The sequence below is a fragment of the Phyllobacterium trifolii genome, assembly GCF_014192095.1.
In the GTDB taxonomy this organism is placed as follows: Bacteria; Pseudomonadota; Alphaproteobacteria; order Rhizobiales; family Rhizobiaceae; genus Phyllobacterium; species Phyllobacterium trifolii.
On sequence record NZ_JACHXN010000026.1, the window covers coordinates 1 to 18,893 of the forward strand.

The 18,893-nt window shown below is 54.3% G+C and carries 21 protein-coding genes, 1 tRNA gene and 1 riboswitch; of the genes, 8 read left to right on the forward strand and 14 right to left on the reverse strand.

The genetic code is table 11. The annotated features are described in order from the left end of the window. Nucleotides 1-233: transposase (locus tag FHS21_RS26055; RefSeq protein WP_183664828.1), on the reverse strand; the 233-nt coding region annotated here is incomplete at its 3' end. A gap of 470 nt (nt 234-703) precedes the next feature. Between FHS21_RS26055 and pip the strand changes: the two genes are divergently transcribed. Next, on the forward strand, nt 704-1,654 hold the full coding sequence (gene pip, locus FHS21_RS26060) for a prolyl aminopeptidase (protein ID WP_112526295.1): 951 nt from the start codon (nt 704-706) through the stop codon (nt 1,652-1,654). A gap of 41 nt (nt 1,655-1,695) precedes the next feature. Here pip and FHS21_RS26065 read toward each other — a convergent pair whose 3' ends face one another. Continuing rightward, entirely contained in the window at nt 1,696-2,139 is a 444-nt protein-coding gene (locus FHS21_RS26065) for a VOC family protein (protein WP_112526297.1), read from the reverse strand. A 115-nt stretch (nt 2,140-2,254) separates the two neighbouring features. Then, on the reverse strand, nt 2,255-2,686 hold the full coding sequence (locus tag FHS21_RS26070) for a hypothetical protein (RefSeq protein WP_112526299.1): 432 nt from the start codon (nt 2,684-2,686) through the stop codon (nt 2,255-2,257). Nucleotides 2,687-2,822: 136 nt separating this feature from the next. On the opposite strand from FHS21_RS26070, the gene FHS21_RS26075 reads away from it, so the two are divergent. Both FHS21_RS26075 and FHS21_RS26080 read left to right on the forward strand, forming a co-directional pair. Further along, a complete protein-coding gene (locus FHS21_RS26075) occupies nt 2,823-3,170 on the forward strand; it encodes a DUF952 domain-containing protein (RefSeq protein ID WP_112526301.1) in 348 nt (115 codons plus the stop codon). Beyond that, the gene (locus FHS21_RS26080; RefSeq protein ID WP_112526303.1) at nt 3,167-4,255 is read left to right on the forward strand and encodes a quinone-dependent dihydroorotate dehydrogenase; all 1,089 of its coding nucleotides are present in this window, start codon (nt 3,167-3,169) and stop codon (nt 4,253-4,255) included. The genes FHS21_RS26075 and FHS21_RS26080 overlap by 4 nt, the downstream gene beginning before the upstream one ends. On the opposite strand, the gene FHS21_RS26085 is transcribed toward FHS21_RS26080, so the two are convergent. The 5 genes from FHS21_RS26085 to FHS21_RS26105 form a co-directional block, all read right to left on the reverse strand. Next, the gene (locus tag FHS21_RS26085) at nt 4,252-5,607 is read right to left on the reverse strand and encodes an MATE family efflux transporter (protein WP_183664830.1); all 1,356 of its coding nucleotides are present in this window, start codon (nt 5,605-5,607) and stop codon (nt 4,252-4,254) included. The genes FHS21_RS26080 and FHS21_RS26085 overlap by 4 nt on opposite strands. Nucleotides 5,608-5,694: 87 nt before the next feature. Then, the gene (locus tag FHS21_RS26090) at nt 5,695-6,189 is read right to left on the reverse strand and encodes a CAP domain-containing protein (protein ID WP_112526307.1); all 495 of its coding nucleotides are present in this window, start codon (nt 6,187-6,189) and stop codon (nt 5,695-5,697) included. A 79-nt stretch (nt 6,190-6,268) separates the two neighbouring features. Continuing rightward, complete coding sequence (locus FHS21_RS26095) at nt 6,269-6,535, reverse strand: DUF6460 domain-containing protein (RefSeq protein WP_112526309.1); 267 nt, start codon at nt 6,533-6,535, stop codon at nt 6,269-6,271. Nucleotides 6,536-6,558: 23 nt separating this feature from the next. After that, nucleotides 6,559-6,632 (reverse strand) — tRNA-Gly (locus FHS21_RS26100). Between the two features lie 53 nt (nt 6,633-6,685). Next, nucleotides 6,686-7,777: a 2'-deoxycytidine 5'-triphosphate deaminase gene (locus FHS21_RS26105; RefSeq protein ID WP_112526311.1), complete on the reverse strand. Its 1,092-nt coding sequence runs from the start codon at nt 7,775-7,777 to the stop codon at nt 6,686-6,688. 83 nt (nt 7,778-7,860) lie between these two features. After that, nucleotides 7,861-7,940, forward strand: a riboswitch (SAM riboswitch). A 62-nt stretch (nt 7,941-8,002) separates the two neighbouring features. Here FHS21_RS26105 and FHS21_RS26110 point away from each other — a divergent pair. Continuing rightward, complete coding sequence (locus FHS21_RS26110; RefSeq protein ID WP_183664832.1) at nt 8,003-9,196, forward strand: O-succinylhomoserine sulfhydrylase; 1,194 nt, start codon at nt 8,003-8,005, stop codon at nt 9,194-9,196. Between the two features lie 4 nt (nt 9,197-9,200). On the opposite strand, the gene FHS21_RS26115 is transcribed toward FHS21_RS26110, so the two are convergent. Beyond that, on the reverse strand, nt 9,201-9,536 hold the full coding sequence (locus tag FHS21_RS26115; RefSeq protein WP_112551429.1) for an MmcQ/YjbR family DNA-binding protein: 336 nt from the start codon (nt 9,534-9,536) through the stop codon (nt 9,201-9,203). Between the two features lie 148 nt (nt 9,537-9,684). Between FHS21_RS26115 and apaG the strand changes: the two genes are divergently transcribed. After that, the gene (gene apaG, locus FHS21_RS26120) at nt 9,685-10,077 is read left to right on the forward strand and encodes a Co2+/Mg2+ efflux facilitator ApaG/CorD (protein WP_112528256.1); all 393 of its coding nucleotides are present in this window, start codon (nt 9,685-9,687) and stop codon (nt 10,075-10,077) included. Then, entirely contained in the window at nt 10,077-10,373 is a 297-nt protein-coding gene (locus FHS21_RS26125) for a hypothetical protein (RefSeq protein WP_112528254.1), read from the forward strand. Before apaG ends, FHS21_RS26125 begins: the two co-directional genes overlap by 1 nt. 4 nt (nt 10,374-10,377) lie before the next feature. On the opposite strand, the gene FHS21_RS26130 is transcribed toward FHS21_RS26125, so the two are convergent. The 3 genes from FHS21_RS26130 to FHS21_RS26140 are packed head-to-tail and all read right to left on the reverse strand — an operon-like array spanning nt 10,378 to nt 13,530. Beyond that, nucleotides 10,378-11,475: an Hsp33 family molecular chaperone gene (locus FHS21_RS26130; RefSeq protein ID WP_376772214.1), complete on the reverse strand. Its 1,098-nt coding sequence runs from the start codon at nt 11,473-11,475 to the stop codon at nt 10,378-10,380. Continuing rightward, nucleotides 11,375-12,313 (reverse strand): ornithine carbamoyltransferase, encoded by a 939-nt coding sequence (argF, locus tag FHS21_RS26135; RefSeq protein WP_112528250.1) that lies wholly within the window; start codon nt 12,311-12,313, stop codon nt 11,375-11,377. Before argF ends, FHS21_RS26130 begins: the two co-directional genes overlap by 101 nt. An 11-nt stretch (nt 12,314-12,324) precedes the next feature. Continuing rightward, nucleotides 12,325-13,530, reverse strand: coding sequence for an aspartate aminotransferase family protein (locus FHS21_RS26140; RefSeq protein WP_112528260.1), 1,206 nt, complete (start codon nt 13,528-13,530; stop codon nt 12,325-12,327). A gap of 495 nt (nt 13,531-14,025) precedes the next feature. On the opposite strand from FHS21_RS26140, the gene FHS21_RS26145 reads away from it, so the two are divergent. Then, complete coding sequence (locus tag FHS21_RS26145; RefSeq protein ID WP_112528248.1) at nt 14,026-14,550, forward strand: GcrA family cell cycle regulator; 525 nt, start codon at nt 14,026-14,028, stop codon at nt 14,548-14,550. A 72-nt stretch (nt 14,551-14,622) separates the two neighbouring features. Here FHS21_RS26145 and FHS21_RS26150 read toward each other — a convergent pair whose 3' ends face one another. Next, a complete protein-coding gene (locus tag FHS21_RS26150) occupies nt 14,623-15,876 on the reverse strand; it encodes an ATP-binding protein (protein WP_112528246.1) in 1,254 nt (417 codons plus the stop codon). A gap of 84 nt (nt 15,877-15,960) precedes the next feature. On the opposite strand from FHS21_RS26150, the gene ppk2 reads away from it, so the two are divergent. Next, a complete protein-coding gene (gene ppk2 / locus FHS21_RS26155; RefSeq protein ID WP_112528244.1) occupies nt 15,961-16,875 on the forward strand; it encodes a polyphosphate kinase 2 in 915 nt (304 codons plus the stop codon). Here the strand turns inward: ppk2 and FHS21_RS26160 are convergent. Beyond that, a complete protein-coding gene (locus FHS21_RS26160; RefSeq protein WP_183664834.1) occupies nt 16,847-18,631 on the reverse strand; it encodes a glycosyltransferase in 1,785 nt (594 codons plus the stop codon). The two genes, ppk2 and FHS21_RS26160, sit on opposite strands and share 29 nt — an antisense overlap. Nucleotides 18,632-18,893 lie beyond the last annotated feature (262 nt).

The window sequence follows — 18,893 nt, forward strand, 5'->3', positions numbered from 1 at the left end:
GCCTTGTCCAGCGACAGATCCGCGACGATCCGTTTCAGCTTGGCGTTCTCCTCCTCAAGCTGCCGCAACCGCCGCATCTCCGATGGCATCAGGCCCGCATATTTCTTGCGCCAGTTGTAGAATGTCGCGTCGGAAATCCCCGCCTTGCGGCAGACTTCCGCCACGGCAACGCCGTCTTCCGCCTGCTTCAGAATGAAGGCGATCTGCGCCTCTGTGAACTTCGTCTTCTTCATCGAATTCTCCTCAGCCCGTCACCGGGGGCATTATTGGAAAATTCCAGTTGAGAATGGACTAATTTGGCGGGAGCAGGTCAGAAGCACCAGATCGATGTCTGAAGATCGTTGGATGTATGCTTTCGCGCTTTCCAAATCGCCTATTTCGACGATCTCGACATCATTAGTTTTTGACGTTAGCGCGAGCTTTAGGGCGCCACGGAATAGAGGATGATCGTCGACGATGACAAATGTATATTTCATTATTCAAAAGTCCTTAACGTTAAAAAAATTCAAAGTTCTAATCCAAAAGCCGTAATGCTAACGACTAAAGCCAAATCGACTGATATATCAAGAGCATTTTAACACGTGTCAAAGTTTCGAATGGAGAAAGCTTGCATGGCGATTAAGCTAGTCTATTCAAATGCCTTGGCAAAACCTCATTCCCGAGCGATTATTCGTTGTGGGGATTATTCTTGAAGGCGGGATGAATGATTACAAATACTCTTTACCCTGAGAACCAACCATATCTGGAACAGATGCTTCAAGTATCGGAATTGCATACCATTCACATTGAAGAATGCGGCAATCCTGATGGAAAACCGGTGATTATGGTTCACGGTGGCCCCGGGGGTGGGATCAATCCGACGATGCGACGCCTGCATGATCCTGAACGTTATCGGATCATACTTTTCGATCAACGCGGTTGCGGGAAATCGACGCCGCATGCAGAACTGGATGAGAACACGACTTGGGATCTGGTCTCCGATATGGAGCGCATTCGCGAACATCTCGGCATCGACAAGTGGCAGGTTTTTGGCGGATCTTGGGGTTCCACTCTTGGACTCGCTTATGCGCAAACTCATCCCGAACGCGTGCGCGCACTGATTCTGCGTGGCATTTTTATGATCCGGCGTTTCGAGATTGAGTGGTTCTATTCGAACGGTGCAAGCATCATTTATCCAGATCGTTTTGAGGCATATCAAGAGCATATCCCTGAAGAAGAGCGCGGCGATATGATTGCCGCCTACTACAAGCGTTTGACCGACCCGGACCCTGCAATCCAACTGGCTGCTGCAAAATTGTGGGCACGCTGGGAAGGTTCGGCCTTGTCATTGTTGCCAGACCCGGCCCGCGAAGAAGCATTTGGAAACGACCATTTCGCCATCGCCTTCGCCCGCATTGAGTGCCATTACTTCCAAAACAAGGGTTTCTTCGACACGGATGACCATATCCTACGCAATGCCCATTTGATCCGCGAAATCCCCGGTGTGATAGTCCACGGCCGCTACGATATGTGCACGCCGTTACTCAATGCCTGGCATTTAAAGAAGGTCTGGCCGGAAGCTGATCTGCGCATTGTCGAAGATGCCGGCCACGCGGTAAGCGAGCCCGGCATCGTGCATGAATTAATCGCCGCGACCAAACGTTTTGCTACGTAATCCTGCTCTCCGCAAACGGCTCGTGTGGTGGCCGGTTGCATTCATGCAGCGATGTGCTTACGCCTTGATTTGACAACCCAGAGATGCCCGAACGGATCGGTAAGCACTCCGGCGCGATCGCCGCTATCCAGCGTTTCGATTTCATTGCGTAAATTGCCGCCCTCTTCGATCGCGTGGTGCATCACGCGATCGACATCATCCACATGAATATCTAGCATGACCGGCGTTGCTCCGATGGCGTGAACAGATCTTGGACCGCCAAGCGAAGCATCCGCATCGCGTTTGGGATTGGCTCCAACAATCATTACCACCGATGCACCCATGCGCAATTCAGCAGCGATCAGTTCGCCATTGTGCAGATAGGGTCGTCCGACTACTTGGGCTCCGAAAACACTTTCGTAGAAATCCAGAGCCTTTTGCTGATCGCCATGGCGCACAAAAAGCCGTATCGATACCTCTCCAATCAGTCTTGGCACTGCAATCATCTCACCGCTCCCAGAGAAGAATTTCAAGCGGTTAAAGTCTATTAAATTATCGAACAAATCAAGAACAAACAACTCTATGAAGCCTTGCCTCCTGCCAATCTCCTGTCACCCGAGATCAGGTTTTTTGCGGTGACTCAGGATTTGCAGGCTTGCTCTTGTCCTCGAATTCCTTGGCAATCCCCATGAAGCGACGCATGAACCTCTCCATGTAGCTCAGTCCTTTTTCAAAATCTTCATCGGATGGAAGAGCATCTCGAACAACTGGCGGCAGCTTGCCCATGCCTGCAACCGTGTCCTCAAGTTTTGCGACTCTCGTCTTGAGGTCGGCAATATCATCTTCATACGCCGCCCGCTCTTCAGCCGCCAACTTGCAAATAAGCTGATCCGACTTCTCCTGACAGATCGACATTTCGCCAGTCTTGTTGTTCATGCGGACATAGCCGTCATCGGTTCTCTGAAGCGTATAAGTCGTCGCTTCTTGTGCCGTGGCGGCGAACGACCATAGGGAACCAGCTAGCGCGATGAGTAAAGTTCGTGTTCCTAACATGGGTGAACCTCCAACATTTACGTCTCAAGAACCTGACGAAATAATACGCCGAAAATCTGGAGTAAGGCGATATTTCTGTTACCGGCGTTCAGTCTGCCCTTTGCGCATCGGTGTTTTGTGTCTAGTAAAGACGCTTATGACTCAACTGATCTACAAGATTGCTCCGCGTGCCCTTTGGCAAGCTGCAGAAGCGAGAGGCGTATTCGATGGCGCGCCGATCGACCACGCGGATGGCTATATCCATTTTTCCACTGCGGCCCAGGCAGTCGAGACAGCCGCCAAGCATTTCGCTGGCCAGAATGATCTTGTGCTGATTGCAGTCGAGGCGGAGAGACTGGGCACAGCCCTTAGATACGAGCTCTCGCGCGGAGGCGATTTCTTCCCGCACCTCTATGCGTCATTGCCTCTCGGCGCTGTCTTATGGATCAAGCCCCTGCCCTTGGGTAGCGACGGCAAGCACAAATTTCCGGAGTTGAGTGCATGAGTAGGTTGTTCGGGTCAATTGGCCGCAAAATGCTGTTTAGACTCGACCCGGAAGATGCGCACGGTCTCTCGATCAAAGCATTGAAGACGGGCCTTGTGCCAGCATGTTTACCCAACAACGATCCGGCTCTGCGTGTCGCTGTCGCTGGCCTCAGTTTTCCTAATCCGCTCGGCATGGCCGCTGGCTATGACAAAAATGCCGAAATACCCGATGCATTGCTGCGGCTCGGCTTCGGCTTTGCCGAAGTTGGAACGCTCACACCGCGGGCGCAATCTGGCAATCCGAAGCCGCGCATTTTTCGCCTTGTTGAAGACAATGCGGTAATCAACCGGCTTGGCTTCAACAATGAAGGTCATGACCCGGCGTTCCGACGCCTGACCGAGCGACGCTCGCATGCCGGTATCGTCGGGATAAACATTGGCTCCAACAAGGACTCCACTGACCGCGTCGCGGACTATGTGGCAGGTATAAGGAAATTCCATTCTCTCGCGAGTTACTTTACCGTTAATATTTCCTCTCCGAACACGCCAGGTTTGCGAGATCTGCAGGCGCGAGAAAGCCTTAGAGAGCTGCTAGGCAAGGTACTCGGTGCACGCGACGCACAACCGGGCGTCAGGCGTCCTGTTTTTCTCAAGATCGCACCCGATCTGACCGAAGCCAGTCTTGACGATATTGCCGCCGAGATCAGCTCCCACTCACTGGACGGGCTGATAATTTCCAATACGACGCTGTCTCGCGCGGGTCTGACAAGCAGGAAGAGCACTGGCGAGACAGGCGGCCTATCCGGAGCGCCACTGTTCGAACGGTCGACGATTGTACTCGCCAAGATGCGCCAGCGCGTAGGAACCGATTTGGCGATAATCGGTGTTGGTGGCATTGACAGCGCGGCGACGGCCATTACCAAAATTCGGGCCGGAGCCGATCTCGTCCAGCTCTATACCAGCATGATCTTTAGCGGTCCCGGCCTCGCAAACGAAATCGTCAAGGGCATGTCGGCTACCCTGAAGCGCGACAGCGTCAGTACCATCGCGGCACTACGCGATTGCGACGTTGACGATTGGGCCACAAAAGCAATCCCAGCCTAGTTGGCAAACTGTATTCGTGCCCGGCTCGGCAGAATCGCTAACAGGGAAATGCCGCGCAGACCAAGAAAAAGGTGCAGCGCTAGCCATAGCCCGTGGTTGCCGAAGAACTTCGGCAGGATGAAATAGGCAGCGAAATAGCCGATCAGCGACAGGATCATCATGTTACGCATGTCGCGCGACCATGTCGCGCCAATAAACACCCCGTCCATATGGAAAGCCAGCAGACCGACAACCGGCGCCAAGGCTGCCCACGGCAAATAAAGCGATGCCATTTCCTGCACCTCGTCTGATTTGATCAGGAACGCAACAATCGCATCACCAAAGATCAAAAAGAATACAGCCATCGCTGTCGCCAGCAACAAGCCCCACAGGAACGACAGCTTTATGCCGCGGTCGAATGCCGGACGATAATGCGCTCCGACCGCACGGCCGGAAATCTGTTCTGCGGCGGTGGTTACTCCATCGATTAAATAGCCGGAAATCAGCAGGAAGTTCATCAACACCGCATTCGTTGCCAACGTCACCGCGCCCGCTTCCGTTCCAGCGCGGGTGAAATAGGCATAAGCGATCAACAAGAAGAACGACCGCAACATGATATCGCGGTTGACCGTAAACATGCGGCGGATTTCGTGCATATCCAGAACGCGCGCTCGGGACGGATTCGGTACTGCACGGAATTGCCGGTAGACTATGAATAGGCCAACCGCGAGCGCAACGGTTTCACCGAGCAAGGTACCCCAAGCAATACCGGCAACGCCCCAGCCCAAAACGAGGCCGAACCAGATTGTCATCACAACGTTAACACCGTTGAGCAGGAACTGAAGGTACAGCCCTTGCATGGCCTTCCCTTGACCGAGCAACAGACCCAAAACCACGAAATTGCCCAGCGCCATGGGTGATGAAAGCAGGCGGATCGAGACATAGGTCAACATGGCATCCGCTACCGCCTTGTCCGGGTTCATGAAGCTGATTGTCGCTTGCAGGACCAAAGGCGTCGCGGCAATAAAGAGTACACCGGCCACTGCAGCGATACCGATGGCACGCCAAAAGACCGCTTGCTGTTCTACATTGTCGTGCCTTCCCATTGCTTGCGCTACAAGCCCGGTCGTGCCCGCGCGCAGGAAATTCATTGTCGAAAACAGAAAGTCAAAAACCAGTGCGCCAATTGCAAGGCCGCCCAGCAGGTGCGGATCACCGAGCTGGCCAATCACCGCAGTATCGACCAATCCGAGCAATGGCGTCGTCAGCGATGCCAGCATTACCGGAATCGTGATCGCCAGCATCAACTTGTTGGTCACCTCGAACGGGCGAACAATTTTTGATCCTGGCAGAAGGGGAGTTTCGATTGTCATGAAGCACCGGAGATTGCAACCACACGGCTACTATTGCTCTATGCCATCGACTCGCCGCGGTTTCCAGTGCAATCGCCGCAATCAGCGCTAACTCGCCAGAACCAGTGCCCAATAGCGCTCGACACTGCCATTTGTGGATTCGGCATAGGCCAGACCGAAACGGGTAAATTGCGGATCCAGCATGTTACGCCGATGTGGTGGCGATGCCATCCACCTGGCAAAAAGCTGGTCCATATCCATGCGCCCCATGGCGATATTCTCAGCGGCAAGACCATGGATTTCGTTATCCCTTACACGGGAGGCAAAGCCGCGACCCCAGCTAGTCGTGTGAGCCATGCGGCCAGCACTTGCCATGTAGGCCGCCTGTTGTAAGGCGGCACGTTCCAGCGTGGGATCAGCGCTCAATCCGGCGAGGCCATTGGCGGAGCGGATCGCTTGCACGTTTGAAATTGCCGCAGCCGAAGCTCCCACAACTTTTCCTGGCGTTTTCATGGCAGTCTGACAGGCAGATAGCGGCAGAACCGCAGCCGCGGTGAAGCCAAGAAAGTTGCGGCGCGACAGATAAAAATTCTTTTCGGACATGAAAGATTCCTGAAGGAGGCCGTCCGCCGATATCCGGCAATTGTGGCTCCTTCGGGCCGAAGTTGGCTGTAGCGGAAATTTAGCGCCGATAACTCAGCAAGCGCAAAATGATGAAGCAGGGAATGACAACCACCGCGCCGAGCAGGAAATAAGCGGCAAAACGTTCGATAGCACCAAAACCGAGATTCCAAATGCGGCGAATAAAGTTCTCGAAGCCATAAAGAATGTCGATAGGAGACCAGTCGAAGGCATTCATGATGACGCCCACCACCAACGAGACTACGATCAGTTTCACAAGGACTCGACCGGGCGAGTCTCCCAGGAAGCGGTTCATTCTTTCCGACATTTGTTCTCCGGTGTTGGGAAAGATGGAGCGGGTGAAGGGAATCGAACCCTCGTATACAGCTTGGGAAGCTGCCGTTCTACCATTGAACTACACCCGCATCTGCTTATCAATGTTCGTTGAAGCCCATTCTTGTCAAGCGTTCCCCGCGTATCATTTAAAGTGCTTTGACAATTTCAGGCCCTGTGCCTGGTAGTTGGAACCGAGGTCGGTTCCGTAAAGCGCGCGCGGGCGCTCCAGCATATGCTCATAGATCAGGCGTCCGACGATCTGACCATGTTCGAGAATGAAGGGTACTTCATGGCTTCGCACTTCAAGCACAGCGCGGCTGCCGGTTCCACCCGCAGCAGTATGGCCGAAACCCGGGTCGAAGAAACCGGCATAGTGGACGCGGAACTCTCCAACCAGCGGATCGAAAGGCGTCATTTCTGCTGCATAGAGCGGTGGTACATGCACCGCCTCACGCGAAACCAGAATATAGAACTCGTCGGGATCGAGCACCAGCTCGCGTGCGCCGCGGTCATGGATCGGTTCCCAGAAATCAAAAAGGTCATGCACACCGCGTTTATCCACATCAATGACACCGGTATGATGTTTGCCGCGATAGCCGACGAGACCGTTCGCATCGCCGGTCAGATCGATTGATAGCGCGATGCCGCCGCCGGAAATGTTCGGCGTTTCGGAAGCGACCAAGGTTTCCGCCGCATGCAAAGCCGTGAGTTCTACCTCTTCCAATTGCGCGCGCCCCGTGCGGAAGCGGATTTGCGACAGACGCGAACCGGTACGTGCCACAATGGGAAAGGTACGCGGACTGACCTCGAGATAGAGCGGCCCGTGATAGCCTGCTGGCACTTTGTCAAATTCCTGCGCACCGTCGACGATGACGCGCGTGAAAATGTCGAGTCGACCGGTGGAGCTTTTGGGGTTGGCCGAAGCAGAAACCTCAGGCGGCAGGCTCAGGCTTTCCAATAAGGGAACGATATAGACACAGCCGGTTTCAAGCACCGCGCCTTCGGTCAGATCGATTTCATGCAGCTTGAGCCGCTCAAGCTTGTCGATAACGGCGGTTCCAGGCCCCGGCATGAAACTGGCGCGGACGCGATAGGCTTTCGTACCAAGCCGCAGGTCAAGGCTTGCAGGCTGGATCTGGTCACCATCGAAATCGCGCTCTGTCCTGAGCGCGCCGGCTTGATGCAGAGCCCTGATGCCGCTATCCGCCAGAATGCCCGCTTGATGTCTACTCATGTCGATCGCCAAAACCTTACAAAAACATACAAAAACTTTAGCGTCTCGCCCGGTTGACGCAAGCGCTTGAGAGGATTAAAGCAGTTTTATCCCGTGGTGATTTGGCCGGCCGGCTTGCAGCCACGTTAAATAACTTGCTAAAAGAGGCCCGGTTTCGTCCGGCCTTTTTGCGATTCACGCAAGGCCGGTTTTTTATTGGCCAGATTCTGGCAGATTGAGAAGACGATGACCGCGAACATCACCCGCAAGCTGCGCCCCGCAACCCAACTCGTCCATGCCGGAACGCTGCGTTCAGGCTTCGGTGAAACGTCCGAAGCGTTGTTCCTGACGCAAGGCTTTGTCTACCCCAGCGCCGAAGCCGCTGAAGCCCGTTTCAAGGGTGAGGAGCCGGGCTTCATCTATTCCCGCTATGCTAACCCGACAACGGACATGTTCGAAAAGCGCATGTGCGCATTGGAAGGCGCTGAAGATGCGCGTGCTACGGCGTCAGGCATGGCGGCTGTGGCAGCAGCCATCATCTGCCAGGTCAAGGCTGGCGACCACGTTCTGGCCGCTAGTGCGATGTTCGGCTCGTGTCGCTACATCATAGAAACGCTTCTGCCGCGCTACGGTGTTGATTTTACTTTGATAGATGGCTCGAAGATCGAGAACTGGCAAAACGCCATCCGCCCGAACACCAAGGTGCTGTTCCTCGAAAGCCCGACCAACCCGACACTGGAAGTCATCGATATTGCGGCTGTGGCACAGGTGGCCAATTCCGTTGGCGCCAAGCTTATTGTCGATAACGTCTTCGCGACGCCGCTCTTCCAGAAGCCGCTGGAACTCGGTGCACACATCGTTGTCTATTCCACGACCAAACATATCGATGGGCAAGGTCGTTGTCTTGGCGGCGTGATCCTCTCCGACAAGCAGTGGGTAGACGAAAATCTGCACGAATATTTCCGCCATACCGGCCCTGGTCTTAGCCCGTTCAACTCATGGGTCATGCTAAAGGGTCTCGAAACTTTGGCTGTACGTGTGCGCCAGCAGACGGAAAGCGCAGCAAAAATCGCCGATTTCCTTGCCGATCATCCAGCGATCTCCAAGGTAATTTATCCGGGACGTGCCGATCATCCGCAAGCTGATATCATCGCCAAGCAGATGTCGGGTGGTTCCACGCTGATCGCCTTCGAAGTAAAGGGGGCCAAGAGGGCGACGTTCAATGTCGAGAATGCCCTGGAAGTTATCCAGATTTCCAACAATCTCGGTGATTCAAAGAGCCTCATCACCCATCCGACCACCACTACCCACAAGAATCTCACCGATGAGGCCCGCGCCGAACTCGGTATTTCCGATGGTTTATTACGGCTGTCGGTCGGGCTTGAAGACGCGGACGATCTGATCGAGGATCTCGATATCGCTCTGAAAGCAGCACTGTAGAAGATCAGAGGATGTGCCGCGCGGAGACTGATTTCGGCGCGGCCTTCTTCCAGGCGATTGCCATGGCATGGCGTACCGCGTCCGGATTGGCGCTGTCCAGAACGACATAGGTTGAACCTTTTTCGCCCCAGCTTCCCGGCACAGGCTCAAACATATCTCCTGACGTCTCACGCAAGAGGGATTGATCTTCCCGAGTGAGCAACAATACACCGCGCAGCTTCTCAGGGCGTAGCGTTGCAAAGATTTTTCCATTCACCCTAAAATCGGTCGTGTTGAAATGACTTGCCTGAATAGTTTCAGGAAATGAAAGGGCCATTTCTGCAAATTCTTCGAGGCTCATCAACAGAATTGCTTAGCTCCACCGAACGGCTTCACCCCTATATTAGCGAGAAATGCGCCGATCACGAAGGATTTAAACCGGACTTTCTCTGGATGGTTGACGCGATGGCGCCGACCCGCGATATGAGGGACATAAACTGAGAGAAGGTATGTACAAAGCTATTACCCGCGATATTGAGGTAACCGTCGAACCGTTCTATCTGGAGGAGCAATCCAATCCGGAAGAGAACCGCTACGTTTGGGGATACCGCATTACCATCGCCAACGAGTCGGAGATTACTGTGCAATTGCGTGCGCGCTACTGGAAAATCACCGACGGTAATGGCCACATGGAGGAAGTACGCGGTCCGGGCGTCATCGGTGAACAACCTATTCTCAATCCCGGCGACTCCTTCCAATACTCTTCCGGTTGTCCCCTGACGACAACATCTGGCGTCATGGTCGGTCGCTATACAATGCAGACCGACAGCGGAGTACGGTTTGATATCGAGATTCCAGCATTCTCGCTTGACCTGCCCGATCAGTTACGCACATTGAACTGATGCAAGAGACAAATCGCACTCAATCGCCTTACATCAAGGCTTTGGCCTGCTCTGCCGTTGCCTTTGCTTTGGCCATAGGCGCACAGTTTCTCGGCTATAGTCTGCCAAGCTTCACAACGAGAACGGAAGCTGTCAGTCAGTTGGTCGCGTTGGCGATGGTCCCCGGTCTCATCGTCGGCCTTCTGGCGAAGAAATCAACGCGAGTATGGCCGCTTTGGCTGATTATCTGCGCATTCATCGCACTATTAATTGTGGTAACGATCGTTCACGAAATAACCGCGCCAATGCGTGCCTGATTGCTCAATTCTTTGGCAAAAACTCTGCTGGATCGAATTCATATTCTGTCGAGCAAAATTCGCAGGTGACGCTAATCTTGCCATCCTCGATGCTGTCGGAAATCTCTTCAGCAGTGAAGCCAGACAGTACGCCGGCAATTTTTTCCCGTGAGCACGAGCAATCATCGTTCACCGGCACTGCGTCGAAAACACGGACGCCCCGCTCGTGGAACAAGCGGTATAACAGGCGTTCGGCTCCAACTTGAGGATCGGTCAATTCCGAGCTTTCGATCGTCGCAACGAGTGCCTTGATTTCAGCCCAGTCATCGTCTTCGACAAGGTCGACTTCATCGTCGTCGTCAGATTCCGGCGCGTCACCCGCTGGTAGATCACGCTGACGCATGCGCAGTTCCGATTCAGGTAGGAACTGCACAATGAGCCCACCGGCGCGCCATTGCTCGACCGGTTTGCCGTCTTCGCCACGTTCGATCAGCTTTGCAACCGAAAGACGAAGGTCGGTGGGAATCTGCTCGGACTGGCGGAAGTAGGTCTTGGCGATCTCTTCGAGGTTGGAGCCATCGAGCGCAACGATGCCCTGATACCGCTGGGTGTATTCGCCCTGATCGACGGTGAGTGCGAGCGTGCCGCCGCCCATCAGCTCTACCGGCGAGAGTCGGTTCTCAGCGATGGCTTCGGCCAAGCGCTCCTCGTCGTAGCGCGCGTATGCGCGAACGGAATTCGGCGTGCGAAAGTCGACAACCAGCATGTCGACTGGTCCGTCCGACTGGGACTGGAAGATGAACTTCCCATCGAATTTCAGCGATGTGCCGAGCAATACCGTAAGGACGATCGCCTCCGCCAGAAGCTTCGCTACAGGCTCCGGATAGTCGTGGCGGCTTAAAATGTCATCTAGTGTCGGTCCGAGCTGAACGGCACGCCCGCGCGCGTCCAGTTCCTCAACCTGGAACGGAACCACGGCGTCATCGCCAGCGAATACATATTCGTCAGTGCGGATGGAAGAATCAGGCATTCGGGCGACCTCCTTCGAGGCACCAGGCAAGAATTGCCTTTTGTGCATGTAGACGGTTTTCCGCTTCGTCGAAAACGACAGAATGCGGTCCATCTATGACGGAGTCAGTCACCTCCTCGCCGCGGTGTGCGGGAAGGCAATGCATGAAAAGCGCATCAGGGCCGGCATGTTTCAGCAATGCGTCGTTGACTTGATATGGCATGAACACGTTGTGACCGCGCGCACGGCCTTCCTGTCCCATCGATACCCAGGTATCGGTGACGATACAATCAACACCTTCAACCGCCGAGATTGGATCAGTTGTAAGTCTAATCCTGCCACCAGCGCGCTTGGCCCAATCGAGATATTTGCTGTCGGGTTCACTGCCTTCCGGCGTTGCGATGTTGAGATTGAAATCAAACCGCGCCGCCGCCTCGACGAGTGAGTGCAGCACATTGTTGCCGTCGCCTGTCCAAGCGAAAGTCCTGCCCTTCACCGCACCGCGATGTTCCTCGAATGTCATGATATCCGCCATGATCTGGCATGGATGCGTGTCATCGGTCAGCGCATTGATCACTGGTACGGTGGCGTTTTCGGCCATCTCGGTCAGACGTTCATGTGTGGTTGTTCGCATCATGATGATATCGACATAGCGCGACAACACCTTTGCGGTGTCGGCAATAGTCTCGCTGCGGCCAAGCTGCATTTCCGACCCCGTTAGCATGATCGTCTCGCCGCCGAGCTGACGCATGCCCACATCGAAGGACACGCGCGTGCGCGTTGAAGGCTTGTCGAATATCATTGCCAGCACCTTGCCGGCAAAGGGTTTTTCGATATTGCCGGCTTTGAGACGCGTTTTGCGGTCGCGCGCGTCGTTGAGAATGTGCCGTAAATCACTAGGCGAAAGCGCCGAGATATCCGTAAAATGACGGAGGTCCTGTTTGATCATCATAAGACTTGTCTCTACGCGCTTTTCAGTCTGGCTGTGACTGACAGACGCTCGGCTGCAGCTTCGATCCGCGTGAGAGCGTCACGGGCATCCGCTTCGGTTGCAACCAGTGGTGGCAAAAGGCGGATGACGTTGTCGCCCGCGCCGACGGTAAGCAAATGTTCATCGCGCAATGCTTGAACCATCGCCGTGTTTGGTACAGCGCACTTCAGACCGATCAGTAAGCCGCGGCCACGCACCTCGGAAATCGCTTCCGGATAGCGATCGGAAATTGAGGCCAGCCCCTGTTTCATAAACAGCGCAATCTGCTGCACATGATCAAGGAAACCTTCTTCAAGAACGACGTCAAGGACGGCATTGCCTACAGCCATGGCTAACGGATTGCCACCGTAGGTCGTGCCATGCACGCCGGCAGTCATGCCCTTGGCGGCTTCGGCGGTCGCAAGACATACACCGAGGGGAAAGCCGCCACCAATGCCTTTGGCGACGGCCATGATGTCGGGCTTGATGCCAGACCATTCGTGCGCAAAGAGCTTGCCCGTGCGGCCCATGCCTGTCTGAACCTCGTCGAGGATCAATAGCAAGCCGTGTTCGTCGCAGAGCTTGCGCAGCGCGCGCAGTTCCTCGTCGGGCACCGGACGCACACCGCCCTCGCCCTGGATCGGTTCGATCAATATGGCGGCGGTTTCGGGTCCAATCGCTGACTTCAATGCCTTTTCGTCACCGAAAGCTACCTGATCAAAGCCTTCGACCTTTGGTCCAAAACCCTCAAGATATTTCAGCTGACCACCAGCGGCAATCGTCGCCAGCGTACGGCCATGGAAGGCGCCTTCAAACGTGATGATGCGGAATCGCTCGGGATTACCGTTGACGTAGTGATAGCGCCGCGCTGTCTTGATCGCGCATTCGAGAGCCTCTGCACCGGAATTGGTGAAGAAGGCCTTGTCGGCGAAGGTATTATCGACGAGCCGCTGGCCCAAGCGCTTCTGGCCTGGAATTTCATAGATGTTGGAGACATGCCAAAGCTTCTCAGCTTGACTTTTCAAGGTTTCGACGAGGTATGGATGCGCATGGCCAAGCGAATTGACCGCGATACCGGCAGCGAAGTCGAGATAACGATCACCGGATTCGGTAATTAGCCACATGCCCTCACCTCGCTCAAAGCGCAGATCCGCACGAGCATAAGTGTCGTAAAGCGGTTGCGCGCTTGCGTCCGTCATATCGTCAAGGGCCTCCAAAACCCAGTTTTGCCAAACCTGCTGATTACAAAGAAGAAACCGGCAGCGATGAAATCAAAAAGCCGCCCCACAATGCCATTTTTGGGGGCGGCCACACAATGGTAATATCGTCATTCGAACCTCAGTTGTCAAATGAACACTTTACGAGTCTTCATTGCGACCGAGCTATCGATGCATTTAAAGATTTCGTCCCTGCAACCTTAACGAGCAAGTCCCAACCGCTCAGCGGGTGTTTTTTGCAACAGTTGACCGCGCAAGTTGGGGAAAACCCCAAAAACCCATAGCATGATACCCACCCGACTCTTGTCACAGAGTCATCCAATATTGTACGTTGAGAAACGAAATAGCTAGATTTCGTGCGGCGTCCTCGTCATCTGAATAGATATAGTATCAGGCCAATCTGGAGCAATCTAGATACGAGGAAGGATTCAGTCTGACGCCCGCACAAAACTGAGCCCCATACGGAGCTAGGAAACGATGAACTGGACAGATGAGCGCGTAGAGCAGCTAAAGAAACTTTGGGCCGAAGGTCTGAGTGCAAGCCAGATCGCAGCACAACTGGGTGGTGTCAGCCGCAATGCTGTCATTGGCAAGGTACATCGGTTGAAGCTGTCGGGACGTGGCAAGACGACATCAACCCAGACACGGAGCAAGAAGGTCAACACCGGTGCGTCCAGCGGCCATCGAAGCGCCGGCTCCCTCGGACACATGTCGAGCAGGGTTGTAAACCGCAGTGTCGGCGCAACCGCATTGCAGACAGAATACAGCACTGATCTCGTGACGCACACTGTTACGAAAACGGTGACCGATGTCGTCGTGCCAATTTCCCGGCGACTTGAGCTGGTGCAGTTGAGCGAGCGAACCTGCAAATGGCCAGTCGGGGATCCTCTACAGCCGGATTTCAATTTCTGCGGTAATGATGTCGGCGAATCCGGGCCTTACTGCACCTATCATTCCCGTTTGGCGTATCAGCCGGCTTCGGATCGCCGCCGCATCCGGTAATTTTCCAGTGTAGACAACCAATTGAGGCGCCGAGTGGCGCCTTTTTTGTTACGAGCTATGGCCTTTCAGAGGTCAAAACACGACGGTGAACGACGAGCCTTCGCCGACTTTGGACCGGACTATCAGCCGCGCGCGATGTCGTGTAAGGATGTGTTTGACGATAGCAAGGCCAAGACCAGTTCCCTTTTGAGCCCGGCTCGTCTCCAGGCTGACACGGTAGAACCGCTCAGTAAGCCGCGGTATATGCTCGTCCGGAATGCCCGGACCGAAATCCTGCATCGTGGCCTTGATGGACCCACCATCTCGCTTTAACTCGATGATAATCTTTTTGCCGGATTGGCCATATTTGCAGGCATTTTCCAGGAGGTTTTGGAAAACCTGCGTCAGTTCATCACGATCGCCGAGAACATTGATGGGGCCAGCATCGATATTGCGTTCGAACTCGACGCCAAGTTCGGCAGCGAGCGGGCTAAGTGAGTCTGCCACATGGTTCAGCACCACCGCCAGATCTACCTGATCCTTGACGGCAATATGTGCCTTCATCTCGATGCGGGACAGCGACAGCAAGTCATCGATTAGCCGCGCCATGCGTTCGGCCTGTTTCTGCATGATCTGGAGGAAATTATCGCGCGCCGCCTCGTCATTTCGTGCGGGGCCCCGCAAAGTCTCAATAAAACCACTGAGCGAGGCGAGCGGCGTGCGTAGCTCATGACTGGCATTGGCGATGAAGTCGGACCGCATGCGCTCCAGACGATGCGCCTCGGTTTGGTCGCGGAATGACAACAGATATTGTCGATCTGCTCCACCCGCCTGGTCGAGCAGAAGCACGGTGGCGCGATACCAGCGCTCTACCGGAACGCGCTCAAAATAATCGACAGATCGTGCCATCGCATCCGCCACGACCGATTGGACCAGTGTCTGCATTTCAGGCGCACGAAAATGCATCAATAGCGCACCGCCCCGCGCCAATGGCGGAAAAGCGCCATTGGCCGCCGGATTGACGTAAAGGATCGTCCCCTCATGATCAAAAATGATCAGCGGATCCGGCAATTGCGCTGCAAGTTGCTGACCTGACAGGCTGAAGATGGCGGGATCGTGAATATTTGGATCGGTGTGTCGGGCTGTGTTGCGGGGGAGAGCTGCTGAAAGCATGACGACGGCGAGGAAAACCAGCATCAGGATGCCAAAACTCAACCACCAGGACGCACCAGAACTCAGAACCAAGGCTGTAATGAACGCAGCAACTCCCAGCACAAACCGCGCCTGGATAAACCTTTCCACAGCTCTTCGCCACAAGGTCCGGCTTTCCAGCCTCCATATGCGCATGTGTTAAACTCCTGTACTACAGTCCTTTTTCGCCTCTGGACGAGGCAACGCTCTCCCAATAACATGGCTTTATGTCAATTGAGGATGAATGAGTTGGGTAAAGATTCAAAAAAGAGATCGGAACGCCCGGACCAAGGGAAATCCACACTCAAACTGAAGATTGACGGCAAGAAGCGCAGCTTCAATATTGACGATCCGAAATTACCGGTCTGGATCGAGGATGGCGCGCTGGAATCCGGTGATTTTCCCTATACTGAAAAGATGCCAAACGACGAATACGCGGAGACCCTCGAGAAGCTGCAAATCGAGCTGGTGAAGCTGCAATACTGGCTGCAGGATACCGGCGGCCGGGTGATGGCGGTTTTCGAGGGACGGGACGCGGCGGGCAAGGGCGGCACGATCTTCAATTTGCGTCAATACATGAATCCGCGCTCCGCGCGCAATGTCGCCTTGCCCAAACCCAGCGAGACCGAGCGGGGCCAATGGTATTTCCAACGCTATGTCTCGCACTTTCCCACCACCGGCGAATTCGTAACCTTCGACCGTTCCTGGTATAATCGCGCGGGGGTCGAACCCGTGCTGGGATTTTGCACCCCCGAACAGCATGAGACATTTCTCGAAGAGGCACCCGGCCTTGAGCGCATGGTCGTGGCCGATGATATTCATTTTTTCAAATTCTGGCTTGATATCGGCCAGATCATGCAATTGAAGCGCTTCCACGATCGCAGGCATAGCCCTTTAAAGAACTGGAAATTCTCACCGATCGATATCATGGGTGCCGAGAAGTGGGACGACTATACGAAGGCACGCGACCAGATGTTTGCTCGAACCCATACGCCTTACGCGCCGTGGACGATCGTGCGTTCTAACGACAAACGCCGCGCACGCCATGCAGTGATCCGCCGAATACTCTTGAGCCTACCTTACAAGGGCCGAGATCTCGACGTGATCGGCAACGAGGACGCGTTGATTATCGGCTCGGGTCCAGGCTTTCTCTAACCGCGGCCGGGCGGTGAGGTGTCTTCTCCCATAGAAAGGGCTGTGTGCAGAGCTGCTTGACCGCACGCCATGCCGCGACGGATACCAACATCCAGTAGAACGGTATAACGCGCAGTATCGAACCTTTTATTTTTTTACCTACGGAGCTGCGCTTTCCCAGCGCGTGGAACGAGAGGTAACCCATGGCAATGTTCATGCAATCATAGACTAGTATACCGCGATCGGCGCCAGCAGCGTTTTCCAAAACAAGATTGACTCCCGAATACGCAATGAAAACAAGCATGAGCGGATACAGCAGCGAAGAGACAATTAATCCTGCTATCAACATGTGATAGACTAGAAACCGTCGAAAACCGAGATCGCCCAGAAACTGCCTCGGATGCCGCATCTCGAATAGCCAAGTCTGCATCCAGCCTTTCAGCCAGCGTGTCCGCTGCCGCAACCACACGTCGGTAACCGTCGGCGCATCTTCAATCGTTGGCAACGACAACATCTCGACAATGAATCCGCGACGAGCGAGCCGCGTACCAAGTTCAGCATCTTCGGTCATGTTGTATGGGTCCCAACCGCCGACTCCCTCTAGACAGTCGCGGCGAAAATGATTGGAACTTCCGCCGAGCGGTAACACGAGACCGTTGCGGGCAAGCCAGGGCAAAAGGCCAAAGAAATGCACGGCATATTCAAATGCGAACAAACGGGCAAGCCATCCTTCGTGAGCGTTCGCAACAACCAATGGAGCTTGCAGGCAGCCTAGATTTCCCCCTCCCACACTGAAGCGCTGCCATGCCTCGAGCAGTTGATCGGGATCCGGTCGGTCTTCTGCGTCATAAACAACCACAAATTCTCCGCGCGCCATTTGAAGTCCGTAGTTCAGGGCTTTCGGCTTTGTACGAGGCCCGATGCCGGGCACCGGAATGACCATGAAACCATGGGGTAGTTTTTGATCCTCGAACGCTTTAATGGTCGCGAAGTCATCGGCTTCGCACAGGAAGGTTACTTCCAGCTTCGAGCGTGGCCAGTTGAGCTCAGTCATGGCCCGGACCAATTGCGGAACTACATCGGCCTCCTTGTAAAGCGCAATCATGACGCTATAGACAGGAAGCTCGCGCGCTGGAACGGTTGGGAGGACTCGCGTTTCTCTTCTTGTCGTTGCCCTCATCGCCAATAGGCGCAGTAGGATGCATCCGGAAAAAAACACCGAGAAAAGCATATGAAAAATGAACCACAGGCAAGAAGGTGCAAGCGCAAGCCCGAATAGGATTGACGCGCTCGAAAGCCCGAGAAGGATGCCTTGGCTGCCGGTCACAACAATCCTTGCCGAGAATCCTCGACTAGTCGTTTCGACAATGTCTACGGCATTTTCCGCTAGCGCCCGCTCGTAATGCAGTCGCAGAAACTCTAAAAGGTGCGCGGGAGTCGTTATTCTCAGTCGGGCTGCGATATCCTGGCTTTGGGGAAGATGACGTTTGAGAACTGCAATTTCTTGCAGCGTCGGCGCAATATAGATCAATGTCGTGTGATCACATGTGACGACTACTGCGTGTCTTATACGCCTCAGAGCCACTGAATTCGGTATCGTGGGGGCGACGACATGTACATCTTTAGCTATCTCATCAAACAACAAGCCTGCTTCATCAGCAATACACGAGGCGATCAATGCGTCATCGGCACCATCGGATGCATAAAGCTCTTCGAGGAAGGAAGTCGCATTGTAAAAAGATCGCCTGCACGCTGCGATGATCGGCGGCTTCGCCATTCCACCTGCGCAGAGGCGAGCGGCGAGCGAAATCGCTATTGCCTTGGTCATGGGGGGTATCTCTAATGAGGGATGGGGGCAACTACACTCCCCGCTGACATCTGAAAATAGCAAATGTAGTTATGCAACAATATCATCTGAAACCTTCAATCAAAAATTGAAATATAAAAATATCAATACACTAGAAGTAGTATTTCTCGCTATATAATGAAGACTATGCGAAATATTGACAATTAATATCGAAATTTCGTGATTGTCATTA

Excerpts from the sequence above, each read along its gene's own strand:
- pip (WP_112526295.1), top strand. The coding sequence starts at position 704 with ATGATTACAAATACTCTTTACCCTGAGAACCAACCATATCTGGAACAG.
- FHS21_RS26065 (WP_112526297.1), bottom strand. The coding sequence starts at position 2,139 with ATGATTGCAGTGCCAAGACTGATTGGAGAGGTATCGATACGGCTTTTT.
- FHS21_RS26070 (WP_112526299.1), bottom strand. The coding sequence starts at position 2,686 with ATGTTAGGAACACGAACTTTACTCATCGCGCTAGCTGGTTCCCTATGG.
- FHS21_RS26075 (WP_112526301.1), top strand. The coding sequence starts at position 2,823 with ATGACTCAACTGATCTACAAGATTGCTCCGCGTGCCCTTTGGCAAGCT.
- FHS21_RS26080 (WP_112526303.1), top strand. The coding sequence starts at position 3,167 with ATGAGTAGGTTGTTCGGGTCAATTGGCCGCAAAATGCTGTTTAGACTC.
- FHS21_RS26085 (WP_183664830.1), bottom strand. The coding sequence starts at position 5,607 with ATGACAATCGAAACTCCCCTTCTGCCAGGATCAAAAATTGTTCGCCCG.
- FHS21_RS26090 (WP_112526307.1), bottom strand. The coding sequence starts at position 6,189 with ATGTCCGAAAAGAATTTTTATCTGTCGCGCCGCAACTTTCTTGGCTTC.
- FHS21_RS26095 (WP_112526309.1), bottom strand. The coding sequence starts at position 6,535 with ATGTCGGAAAGAATGAACCGCTTCCTGGGAGACTCGCCCGGTCGAGTC.
- FHS21_RS26105 (WP_112526311.1), bottom strand. The coding sequence starts at position 7,777 with ATGAGTAGACATCAAGCGGGCATTCTGGCGGATAGCGGCATCAGGGCT.
- FHS21_RS26110 (WP_183664832.1), top strand. The coding sequence starts at position 8,003 with ATGACCGCGAACATCACCCGCAAGCTGCGCCCCGCAACCCAACTCGTC.
- FHS21_RS26115 (WP_112551429.1), bottom strand. The coding sequence starts at position 9,536 with ATGAGCCTCGAAGAATTTGCAGAAATGGCCCTTTCATTTCCTGAAACT.
- apaG (WP_112528256.1), top strand. The coding sequence starts at position 9,685 with ATGTACAAAGCTATTACCCGCGATATTGAGGTAACCGTCGAACCGTTC.
- FHS21_RS26125 (WP_112528254.1), top strand. The coding sequence starts at position 10,077 with ATGCAAGAGACAAATCGCACTCAATCGCCTTACATCAAGGCTTTGGCC.
- FHS21_RS26130 (WP_376772214.1), bottom strand. The coding sequence starts at position 11,475 with ATGGACCGCATTCTGTCGTTTTCGACGAAGCGGAAAACCGTCTACATG.
- argF (WP_112528250.1), bottom strand. The coding sequence starts at position 12,313 with ATGATGATCAAACAGGACCTCCGTCATTTTACGGATATCTCGGCGCTT.
- FHS21_RS26140 (WP_112528260.1), bottom strand. The coding sequence starts at position 13,530 with ATGACGGACGCAAGCGCGCAACCGCTTTACGACACTTATGCTCGTGCG.
- FHS21_RS26145 (WP_112528248.1), top strand. The coding sequence starts at position 14,026 with ATGAACTGGACAGATGAGCGCGTAGAGCAGCTAAAGAAACTTTGGGCC.
- FHS21_RS26150 (WP_112528246.1), bottom strand. The coding sequence starts at position 15,876 with ATGCGCATATGGAGGCTGGAAAGCCGGACCTTGTGGCGAAGAGCTGTG.
- ppk2 (WP_112528244.1), top strand. The coding sequence starts at position 15,961 with ATGAATGAGTTGGGTAAAGATTCAAAAAAGAGATCGGAACGCCCGGAC.
- FHS21_RS26160 (WP_183664834.1), bottom strand. The coding sequence starts at position 18,631 with ATGGCGAAGCCGCCGATCATCGCAGCGTGCAGGCGATCTTTTTACAAT.